The following is a 10,493-nucleotide window of genomic DNA, read 5'->3' on the forward strand; positions in this document are numbered from 1 at the left end:
TATTTTTAAGTATGATAGATACGCTCGTGATAGCCGTTTTTTCGGTGTTTATTTTGTTGGTGGGAATAAGTTTTTCTAAGACGGGAAGGAATTTGAAATCATTCTTTGCAGGAGGGGAGTCGGTGCCCTGGTTTATTGGTGGACTGTCCCTATTTATGAGTTTTTTTTCGGCGGGAACATTTGTTGCCTGGGGTTCGATTGCTTATAGTCATGGCTGGGTAGCCATCACGATACAGTGGACCATGTGTATCGGTGGATTATTTACAGGGTTGTATTTAGCTCCTAAATGGAAGGCCACCGGTAATCTGACTGCCGCTGAGTTTATTCGGGAACGACTAGGTGTGCTGGTCCAGAAATTCTATATCTACGTATTTATGCTTGTTTCAGTACTGATAAAAGGTTCTGTCCTCTATTCCGTTGCCAAGTTAGTATCTGTGTCATTGGAGTACCCCTTGATGCCTGTTACGATTGTATTGGGGATTCTTATGATCGCCTATACGGCAGTGGGTGGACTATGGGCAGTTATGGTTACGGATATATTGCAATTTGTTGTATTGACAGCAGCTATATTTATTATTATTCCGCTTGTGTTTAATGAGGTAGGGAGTATACAGTCGTTTGTGGATAAGGTGCCGGATGACTTTTTTAATTTGGTGAATGGTGAATATACTTGGGGATTTATTTTTGCCTTTGCACTATATCATATCTTTTATATTGGGGGAAATTGGACCTTTGTACAGCGCTATACAAGTGTGGATAGCCCCAAGTCAGCGTCAAAAGTAGCTTATATATTCGCTGCGCTCTATATTATCAGTCCTATTCTATGGATGATTCCACCGATGTTATATAGGTCTATCAACCCGACACTCACAGGGATAGAAGTAGAGAGTGCTTACATCATGGTATGTAAGCACGTGTTGCCAGCGGGCTTATTGGGGCTAATGTTGACAGGAATGTATTTCTCTACATCGGCCTCGGCCAATACGGCTCTTAACGTAGTCTCGGCAGTGTTTACCAATGATATTTATAAAGGATCACTAAATCCCAATGCCTCCGATAAAAAGCTTATGCGTGTGGCAAGAGGATCGTCTTGGTTTTTTGGTTTTTTTATGATCGCTATAGCGTTGATTGTACCGATGATTGGAGGAATCGTTGAATTCACTTTGAGTGTTGGTGCGATTACAGGTGGCCCCTTGTTGGCTCCCCCTATCTGGGCTCTGTTTTCCAAACGGCTCACAGGCAAAGCGACCTTGTATATAACCGCTGTCAGTCTCGGGGTCAATCTATTATTCAAAATAATAACCCCTGCGATGATCGATTTTAAGCTAAGTAGGGCGAATGAAATGTTATTGGGAGTGGTGTTGCCTTTTATCCTATTACTATGTTATGAATTGTATGCCTGCTATAGGGGGAAAATAAGCCAAGAGTATGTGTATTTGCAGGAACAAAAGGCTTTGAAAAAACTTGAGGTGCAGTCTATGGATCAAGAGGAGGTGCTAGCGCTGAAGAAACAAAATAAATTTGGACTTAAGATGATTGCTTTTTCATTAGCTTTTATAGCATTGCTACTTTATGGTCTGTGTTTTGTTTCTACAAAAGATATGGCGCTTGTTGGTAGTATCGCTACAGTAGTTCTCTTTTCGGCAATTATACCATGGCGAGCGTCTAGAAAAGTTGCTGTTTAACTTTTATAATGTTATATATGAGTTTTGATTTAAATAATGATCCACATATCCGGATAGATATCCTGACTGGCGAGCGGGTTTTGGTATCTCCCCATCGTAGCAAGCGTCCTTGGCAAGGGCAGGTAGAGAAAAGCACAACGCGGGAACGGGAGACATATGATGAAGACTGCTATCTCTGTCCTGGCAATAGGAGGGCTGAAGGAGCTATCAATCCTAGTTACAGCGGAAGTTTTGTGTTTGTAAATGATTTTTCCGCATTATTGGATAGGGATAATTCTTTTTATTTGAATGAAAAGGATCTGTTTATTACTGAGGCGGAGAGAGGCATATGTAAGGTCATCAGCTTCAGTCCCCGTCATGATCTAACTTTGGCCGAAATGGACTTGGATGCTATAACCCAAGTGGTGAAAACATGGCAGAACGAGTTTGATAACCTGCGTAAGAATATATGGGTGCAATATATACAAGTTTTTGAGAATAAAGGTGCGATTATGGGGTGTAGTAATCCGCATCCTCATGGTCAAGTCTGGGCGCAACAGGGAATTCCTTCGGCTATTGTACTTGAAGGCCAACGCCAAATGGATTATTTTAAGAAATACGGACGTACCTTATTGAGAGATTATCTTGATGCCGAGTTGAAAAAAAAGGAACGTGTACTTATAGAGACCAAATCCTTTGTTTGTTTGGTGCCTTATTGGGCAAAATGGCCCTTTGAAACGATGATAATCAGTAAGAGGGAACTGCAGACGATTTCGGAGTTTTCTTCGGAAGAATTGTCTGATTTGGCGCTGGTAATTCAGGAGTTGGCTATCCGGTATGATAATCTGTTTGAAACCTCTTTTCCTTATTCCGCGGGAATGCACCAAGCTCCGGTCAATACGGGAGATCAATCAGGTTGGCACTGGCATATGCATTTTTATCCACCTTTGTTACGCTCCGCTACGGTCAAGAAATTTATGGTAGGATACGAGATGCTAGCTGATGCACAGCGTGATATAACTCCTGAAAAAGCGGCGGAGATGCTGCAACAACTTTCTGTAATACATTATAAAAAACAGAGTAATGGATAATATAGCTAATAAAGTCGCAACCATTCATACGCAGAGATTTGATCAAGAACCGGACGTGTTCCGTTCACCCGGACGTATAAATATTATTGGCGAACATACGGATTATAATGAAGGATTTGTTCTCCCTGCAGCCATAGATCGATACGTTTATATTGGTATATCCCGACGAGTGGATAATCTGATAAAACTCTATTCTATAAATTTTGACAAAATAGTCTATAGTACGGTCGAACTGATAGAGATGCAGGAGGAACAGTGGGCTAACTATATCTTGGGAATCTGTAAGTTGCTAGCTCCGACGTATTCACATGGTTTTGAAATGACGGTATATGGGGATGTCCCGATAGGTGCAGGACTGTCTTCTTCGGCAGCATTGGAATCGGCTGTGGGTTATGCAGTGAATGCCGTATTTGCTTTGGGGTATGACCGAATGCAGTTGGCCCAAATAGGTCAACAATGCGAACACCAGTTTATCGGTGTTCGATGCGGTATTATGGACCAGTTTGCTTCCTTGCACGGAAGGTTGAATCAGGTTATGAAATTGGACTGCCGGAACTTGGACTATTCCTATTTTCCGTTAGAACTAGGTGATTATGAATTTGTATTACTGAATACCAATGTGAGTCATTCACTGGCTTCCAGTGCCTACAACGATAGACGCTCACAATGTGAAACTGGTGTGGCGCAATTGCAAATGCGATATCCTGAGGTCCATAGTTTGCGCGATGCATCTGTTGAGATGTTGGACCTTGCTATACCTGATCCGAGTGAGCAAAGTTATATTAAATCCCGATTTGTAATAGAGGAGATCCAGCGTGTATCTAAGGTATGTGATTACCTAAACGAAGGTGCTCTTGATAAGGTAGGTGAATTGATGTATGCTACACATCGAGGGCTCAAAGAAGCGTATGAGGTAAGCTGTCCGGAGCTTGATTATTTGGTGGATTATATCCGTGAATATCCAGAAGTTTTAGGAGCTCGTATGATGGGAGGTGGTTTTGGTGGATGTACGCTTAATCTGGTGAAAAAAACATTTGTAGCGGAATTGATCGAACGTGTGAGTAAAGCGTATGAATCGTTATTTGGTATTGCTCTTGATAGTTATGTTGTCAAGTTGGGCGAAGGAACAGCGCATGTACATTAATCAATATTTAGATGCCGTCTTTGAGAGAAGACGGCATTTTTTGTAGTCTTATATTATTTCTCTTCAGTCGTTGTCTTATGCAGTACAATCTCTTGCATCGGCATAGCAAATAGGATACTCTGCTCATCAAACAATCGGGCGATATCAGCAATGACCGCACTTTTGACCTGTACTGTATCTTTAAATGTTTTGACCCAAAAATAGAGCTCTATATGAACGGATTGTGCAGAGACCTCTCCGAATAGCACCCATGGAGCAGGAACGGGTAGGACTTCACTATGTTTACTGAGTAGATCTGTCAGGATTGCCTTAGTCAAATCTAAATCCGTACCATAACGAATCGCAATAGGGAGATGGATCCGCTTTTTGAAACCGCCCATTGTCCAGTTGATCACATGTGAGTTGAGCAGATCGCCATTGGGGATGACCAAGTCAGCTCCTTCCGGAATAGCAATGACACTACTTCTGAATCCTATGGATTTCACTCTTCCAGATTGCCCATTGATATCAATCAGATCATCTACATTTACTGGCTTTTCGAAAGCTATAATCAATCCACTTACCAGATTGTTGACCAGAGTCTGTAGACCGAATCCTATACCAAGCCCAAGCGCTCCTATGATCAGGGTAATTTGTTGCAGAGGGATACCCACTGCGGCAAACGCAAGGAGAAAGCCGAGTACGATAATGATAATACGGATAAGCAGTATCCAACTTCCCAGGTGAAACTTACGTCCATCTTTTCCTTCCCGACTACCGGACTGGGTATCTGACGCAAAGAAAGAAACAATTTTCGATAAGACAGTGGCGCCAAGCATGATGAGTATAAAGACCAAAAGAGTATAAAGGGAGAACGAAAATCTACCTAAGGTATGTCGCGCATAGAAAATATCACGGATCGGTTCCGATAGTAACTTAAATTCATAAAAATTACGGCCCACTATGACAAACCAACCTAAAATGAGGACCAAGTAAAAGAATGAGGGGGCCCGCTGTCCCACTCGATCATAGTTGATGTAGAATAGTCTGCGTTCGCGCTTTCGGTACATCGAAGAGGCATAACTTAGTCCTTCATTGACAAGACGCAGTACCCATAGAAAGATGATGGCCGCTATCACATTCACGACTCCAGATACCGTTAGAACCTTTGCAATATTAAATCGACCGAACAAATTGAAAAATATAGACAGAAAGGACATGAATGCCATGATCGCGATAGGGTAAAGTATCCATTTTTCGAGCAGCTCGATATGCTTGCTTTTGTGCAGTAAGGTATAGATTCCTAATAAGAAGCCGGATAGTGATATGAATAAGAGCCCCCATCTTTCAGGACGTGATGTTTGCAATATCATGTTATCTAGCGCTATGGCTATGTATAGCGTTAATAAGGAGAGCCAGATAGCCATCCAGTAAGGCGAAGTGAAACCTTGTAACAGTAGCGTCATCAATATAGCACAGGATAAGAGCATTATTGTTGAAAATAGAAAAGGAGGACTAGGAAATATGAATTGCCCTAAGCTGAGCCCGATGAGTAAGCCCGAGATAAGAGGTCTACGGAGTATCATACTCTTGGAAATATTAATTTTTCCCTCCTCTTTAACATCTTTGCGCAGAGAGTAGATATATACGGTGACAATACTGATAGCAATCAGTAAGAGAAAAAGTCTACTCCAGTATCCACGGAGATAATAGCTGAATACGAGCTTAGCTTTGACCAAGGAAAAGCTCAGTATTTCTTTAAATGGCCTATCGAATGCATTCGGTTCCCATAGTTTTGGAAATTCCTGACTCAATGAGCGACCAGCTAGTTGCTGTTGATAGTATAGCACTTCTTCTAGGCCTGTTTCTAGATTCAGTAGCTCTAGGTTGACATCATTTTGCAGGAGCTGTATATCATTCATACTCTTGTGGATCTGTTGCGTAATAGGTGCAATCTCCAGAGCGAGAACCTTTAATTTATGTACGTATTGTTGTAATTCAGCCGAGTCTCGCGGAAAAATAAAGAGTGCACGCTCATTACTTAACGAGTCTATCTGCAGGCGGTAGGTACTGAGGCGGTCTTGGTAGCTGTCGATCTTCCTTTTGTAGGTAGAGGTTTCCGTGTAGAGTGCTTTTAGTATATGTGAAGTTGTAGTCAGGTTCCGAGAGGTTTGATAGGAACCTTTATTTTCAAATACACCTTCTTTGACGATATAGTGCCATTGGATAACTTGTTGAAGATCCGTTTTTAATTCAAGCGTGTCAAATCCCTTTTTTAGGAATGAGCGGGCTTGTCTAGAGAGCGCTTTAATCTCCTCCATAACCTGGTTTTGCCGTATAGCGGCTTTATCATTCTCAAGATCCCTCAGGCTTCGTTGTGCCGATTCGTTGAAAAATACCTCCATACGCGATACAAAGTCACTTTGCGAACTATCTGTATCGTGTATAGTCGAGTCTCGCTGTATCTGGGCTCCACGCAACGATAGTACGCACATATAGAAGACTAGAAGAACATAGCAGCGAAGTACCAGCTTTCTTTTCATAATGATTATCCGTTTGAGTATACCAATTCAGAAAGGGATAAATGAATTGGTATTACTCCATTATTTTATTTTTCAAAGGCGATGATTTTATCCCTGCTTATAGAAACAATATCATCATGTCTGTTTTTGTTTTTTATAAAATGAATATTTTATAAATCTATTTTTATTTTGATTGCTTTTAGCTATTTTGTTCGACTATAAAAGCGAGAACTGACCATGGACCGATTAACAGATCAAATAAGCAATAGGATAGAAGAAGTATTTTCGCAAGCAGTTTACGATCGTAGATACCTCCATCAGCACCCCGAGCTTTCATTTCATGAGTTTGAAACGAGTGCCTACATACGAACACGGTTGGATGCAATGAATATTCCCTATCGGATCGTTGCCAAAACAGGTGTTGTAGGTGTAATAGAAGGGGAGCGCGCTAGTAGTGAGGATATTATTGTATTACGTGCCGATATTGATGCCCTTCCTATTGAAGAGAAAAATTTCATTGATTACCGCTCCGAACATGACGGTGTTATGCATGCGTGTGGACATGATTTCCATACGGCCAATCTTCTTGGGATTGCCGGTATACTCCATGGACTACGATCATCCTTTTCGGGCAAGATTCTCTTGCTCTTCCAACCTGCGGAAGAAAAAATCCCTGGTGGGGCGCTACAAGTGTTGGAATCGGGTATTTTAGAATCTTTTGGAGGCCATATAAAAGCTGTTTTTGGGGTACATGTGAGTCCTAGGTTATCTTTGGGTAAAATTGGGATCTGTGCGGGGCGTTTCATGGCTTCTAGTGACGAATTTTACTTAACCATCAAGGGAAGTGGAGGGCATGCCGCCGAGCCACATCGTGCGGTAGATCCCATTATGATTGCAGTACAGCTTTTGAGTACGTTACAACAGGTCGTAAGCAGAAAAGCCGACCCCAATACACCATCTGTCTTAACTTTTGGTCGTTTTGAGGGAAGAGGAGCTGCCAACGTCATTCCCGAAGAGGTGATATTGGAAGGGACTTTTAGAACTGTAGATGAGAAATGGCGGGTAGAAGCAGTGCGGCAGATAGAGGATGTGATCCATACATTGCCTCGTTCTTTAGGCGCCTCCGTACAATTAGAGGTACGTCGAGGGTATCCAACATTGTACAATGACCCAAGCTTAGCTTCTCATTCTAAACACCTCCTGGAAAATCTGTTGGGGCAGGAGCGGGTTGCAGACCTAGGAATATGGATGGCCGCCGAAGACTTTGCTTATTACTCTCACAGATACCCTTCTTTGTTTGTGTTGGTCGGAACAGATAATGGAGGTTCAGAAACTCAGTATGGATTGCATAATGCGCAATTCAACCTTGATGAAAAGGCCTTCAAAACATCGATGCTTGCCCTGACACACCTGGTTTTGGATCTGTTGAATGAATAAATCATCCGGTTACATAATAATAACGGAAATTATAAACAAAAAAGAGCGTACTCCAATTCAGTACGCTCTTTTTTGTTAGTTTTCGGACAGAATTTCGGTGAATACGTCACCAAAATTAAAAAATGTCTGATTGGCTACGTCAATAGCCCGTGCATGATCGGCTGGGGTTTCCCCGTATTTGTTCAGTACAGCTGTAAAACCAGTCCACATCGCGGCGCTGTCTGCACCATATCCTTCGAAAAAGGAAGTACCGCGTTCTATCCCATATTTATGGAGCATCTGTACGATATAAGGTCCTCCCATAATTGAACCCTCCAATACATATAGTGCGCTTAGGGCTTCCAGTACATTGGTCACGATAGGGGCATTTGCATCAGGTAGGTTATCGATATTACCTCCGAGCGCTTCAATGTCTTTTTGGATATAGGACGAATTGCGACGTTCGTGGATATCAGGCAGTACATCTGTAGTAACAAAGGGTGCGATATTGTTTTCTACCGAGCGAAAATAGGCGTAAAACCCCTTTAGAACATTAACATAGTCTACTTCCGAGCGGATAGCTTTTAATTGACGTACTACTATTCCTTCCGTTTTTTGATGTGCTGGGTGCGTACTTTCTTTAATATTTTGACTTAACATATTTCTCTTTTGATTTAAAAACGATTCAATCTACAAAATCGTATTTGCTTTGATCTCTTTTATGGGAGCGTGTTCACTGACTTTTACAGAATAATGACGTCTCTCCTATACTTATGAAGGGTAGTTAACAGCAAGTTTGGAGTAAGCGGAGAAATACGCTTATTTAAAAGTCAAATTTACTTTTTTGAAGCCAAGTCCTTCCAGTAGTGGTTGAAAGACGTGAATGGCATTAGATTGTGTCTGTGTCAGTATATCCGATTTTTGAACTTGCTTCGTAATTTCTGCTTCTGCACTTTTGAATGCTTCATCTACCAAAGTTGCTTCCCTAAAAAAAGCCATTTTTGTATCGTATACCTTAGAATCTTTATGATCTATTTTGACATAGCAGAGTTCTGCTTTAGGAAGTACTATCGTAGCCGAATCCCCAGATATGGTCACGTCTTCGGGTTTAAGCTTACTAAGGTCTATACATCCCACAGCGTCCGCTTTAACGATCAGCAGCACGCTAGCGTCCGGTAGATAGTTACTTACATCTTTATGTTCGATGACATCACTGAATCTATATTTTACTAACTCAAGTTTTCCCATAGATTCAATCCGTTCCACCAGGATCTGGTGTTTGGTTTCTGTCGTAATCTTAGGAGTGAATTTATCTTTAACCAACCATATAATAACTCCTATTAGCACAATCGGGACAATAATTCTTACCAATGTTTTCATATGTGTATAATTTTTTTTAGCCTGCATATCGTATTGCTATATCTGTCTGCAGGCATCTATATCCTATAGGACAAAAAATAGACCACTTCGTTTAAAGTGGTCTATTAGTATTGATAATATAAGATTGGAACCTTATCATACTGCCATTTAGACAGCTTAACGTTTTATTTCGTTTTTACGGAATACAGCCGCAATATCGGCCAGTTGAGCTTCATTTAAGGTGGAGCTTTTCTTCAGACAGTCGATAAAATGAGCTACTTCTGCAGGAGCGGCAGGGCAACCGGCATTTTCTCCTTTAGTCGATAACGATGCCCCGGCAGGTCGAATCTGAGAATCAGCTATCAAATTCTTTTTGTTATCAAAAACCAGCCAGGTCGGTAGACCTTGATCTGCATTGTTGTATTTTTTTAATAGTTCAGCAGCGCCAGGATTTTCGAGATTCTCTTTTCCTTTGGTTTCATACACCGTAAAGTCCGCTATGACGTAATACTTGTCAAAAAGAGGTTTTATCGCAGGATCATTAAGACTAGCTGTCATTTTATGACACCATCCACACCATGAAGCATGAAAAATCGCTAATACACTTTTATTTTCTTTGGTGGCTTTGGCAATGGCCAAATCCAATACTTTCTCAGCAGGAAGAGGAGAAGTTTGGGCTTCAGTATGCTGCAGACTTAAGGCTAATATCAGCCCGACTAATAGTGTTTTCATGTCTAAGGTTTATTTTTTATAAAAGTAAGTAATCTTCCATAATTGTTCAGGTTATTATTTTGTTACACAATGTGTTTTTTCTTTGTTTTAGAAACTGTACTGCTAGTTAAATATGCGGACAGGGAGAATAGGGCATGTAACTGGTGGCATAGTTTTTGTTTTTTTATTGAAATTATGTAATATTGCTTGTGTTGAGATGGTTGACCTACATATTGTCCCTTTATATATTGGTATTAGCAGTGCTGCCATGTACCGATCATCTCATTGTTCCAATACAGATTGATTTAACACATTTGACTGCCGATTCCCACGATCATGATCAGGAGAGTCGTGATACCTGTACGCCTCTATGTGGATGTTCTTGCTGTGGTGTACATATCAGTGAAGTCTCCTTTTTCTGGTATGAAATTCCAGAACAGCCGATTGTTTACAAGATAGCGAATCAATCTTTTGCTGCTAAATTTCCGATCTCCGATTATAATGGGAGCATTTGGCAGCCTCCTAAGGCTCTCGTTTAAGCCCCATCCTTCCTACGTACATCTATAGCTGGTTATCTGATCGATGATTTTTATTGTTTATCAGGTGC

9 protein-coding genes are annotated in these 10,493 nt (G+C 41.2%); 5 read left to right on the forward strand and 4 right to left on the reverse strand.

Going from position 1 to position 10,493, the window contains the following annotated elements; all coding sequences use genetic code 11:
• Positions 1–11 precede the first annotated feature (11 nt).
• Genes JKG64_RS01045 through galK form a run of 3 tightly spaced genes read left to right on the forward strand, consistent with a single transcriptional unit; the run spans position 12 to position 3,899 of the window.
• Complete coding sequence (locus JKG64_RS01045) at positions 12–1,685, forward strand: sodium:solute symporter family protein (RefSeq protein WP_210352486.1); 1,674 nt, start codon at positions 12–14, stop codon at positions 1,683–1,685.
• A 17-nt stretch (positions 1,686–1,702) separates the two neighbouring features.
• Complete coding sequence (locus JKG64_RS01050) at positions 1,703–2,755, forward strand: UDP-glucose--hexose-1-phosphate uridylyltransferase (protein ID WP_210352487.1); 1,053 nt, start codon at positions 1,703–1,705, stop codon at positions 2,753–2,755.
• Complete coding sequence (galK, locus tag JKG64_RS01055) at positions 2,748–3,899, forward strand: galactokinase (protein ID WP_210352488.1); 1,152 nt, start codon at positions 2,748–2,750, stop codon at positions 3,897–3,899. Before JKG64_RS01050 ends, galK begins: the two co-directional genes overlap by 8 nt.
• Before the next feature lie 53 nt (positions 3,900–3,952).
• Here the strand turns inward: galK and JKG64_RS01060 are convergent, their stop codons facing one another.
• Positions 3,953–6,421, reverse strand: coding sequence for a mechanosensitive ion channel domain-containing protein (locus JKG64_RS01060; protein WP_210352489.1), 2,469 nt, complete (start codon positions 6,419–6,421; stop codon positions 3,953–3,955).
• A gap of 216 nt (positions 6,422–6,637) precedes the next feature.
• On the opposite strand from JKG64_RS01060, the gene JKG64_RS01065 reads away from it, so the two are divergent.
• Positions 6,638–7,837, forward strand: coding sequence for a M20 metallopeptidase family protein (locus tag JKG64_RS01065; RefSeq protein ID WP_210352490.1), 1,200 nt, complete (start codon positions 6,638–6,640; stop codon positions 7,835–7,837).
• Positions 7,838–7,912: 75 nt separating this feature from the next.
• On the opposite strand, the gene JKG64_RS01070 is transcribed toward JKG64_RS01065, so the two are convergent.
• From JKG64_RS01070 to JKG64_RS01080, 3 genes are all read right to left on the reverse strand, one after another.
• On the reverse strand, positions 7,913–8,476 hold the full coding sequence (locus tag JKG64_RS01070; RefSeq protein WP_210352491.1) for a biliverdin-producing heme oxygenase: 564 nt from the start codon (positions 8,474–8,476) through the stop codon (positions 7,913–7,915).
• Between the two features lie 159 nt (positions 8,477–8,635).
• A complete protein-coding gene (locus tag JKG64_RS01075; RefSeq protein ID WP_210352492.1) occupies positions 8,636–9,196 on the reverse strand; it encodes a DUF4230 domain-containing protein in 561 nt (186 codons plus the stop codon).
• A 156-nt stretch (positions 9,197–9,352) separates the two neighbouring features.
• Positions 9,353–9,907, reverse strand: a complete 555-nt coding sequence (locus JKG64_RS01080) for a thioredoxin family protein (RefSeq protein WP_210352493.1) — start codon at positions 9,905–9,907, stop codon at positions 9,353–9,355.
• Between the two features lie 188 nt (positions 9,908–10,095).
• Here JKG64_RS01080 and JKG64_RS23305 point away from each other — a divergent pair, with 188 nt between their 5' ends.
• Positions 10,096–10,425: a DUF6660 family protein gene (locus JKG64_RS23305; RefSeq protein ID WP_380893385.1), complete on the forward strand. Its 330-nt coding sequence runs from the start codon at positions 10,096–10,098 to the stop codon at positions 10,423–10,425.
• The last annotated feature ends 68 nt before the right edge of the window (positions 10,426–10,493 follow it).

The organism is Sphingobacterium tabacisoli (assembly GCF_017908035.1).
Classification (GTDB): Bacteria; Bacteroidota; Bacteroidia; order Sphingobacteriales; family Sphingobacteriaceae; genus Sphingobacterium; species Sphingobacterium tabacisoli.

Excerpts from the sequence above, each read along its gene's own strand:
- JKG64_RS01045 (WP_210352486.1), top strand. The coding sequence starts at position 12 with ATGATAGATACGCTCGTGATAGCCGTTTTTTCGGTGTTTATTTTGTTG.
- JKG64_RS01050 (WP_210352487.1), top strand. The coding sequence starts at position 1,703 with ATGAGTTTTGATTTAAATAATGATCCACATATCCGGATAGATATCCTG.
- galK (WP_210352488.1), top strand. The coding sequence starts at position 2,748 with ATGGATAATATAGCTAATAAAGTCGCAACCATTCATACGCAGAGATTT.
- JKG64_RS01060 (WP_210352489.1), bottom strand. The coding sequence starts at position 6,421 with ATGAAAAGAAAGCTGGTACTTCGCTGCTATGTTCTTCTAGTCTTCTAT.
- JKG64_RS01065 (WP_210352490.1), top strand. The coding sequence starts at position 6,638 with ATGGACCGATTAACAGATCAAATAAGCAATAGGATAGAAGAAGTATTT.
- JKG64_RS01070 (WP_210352491.1), bottom strand. The coding sequence starts at position 8,476 with ATGTTAAGTCAAAATATTAAAGAAAGTACGCACCCAGCACATCAAAAA.
- JKG64_RS01075 (WP_210352492.1), bottom strand. The coding sequence starts at position 9,196 with ATGAAAACATTGGTAAGAATTATTGTCCCGATTGTGCTAATAGGAGTT.
- JKG64_RS01080 (WP_210352493.1), bottom strand. The coding sequence starts at position 9,907 with ATGAAAACACTATTAGTCGGGCTGATATTAGCCTTAAGTCTGCAGCAT.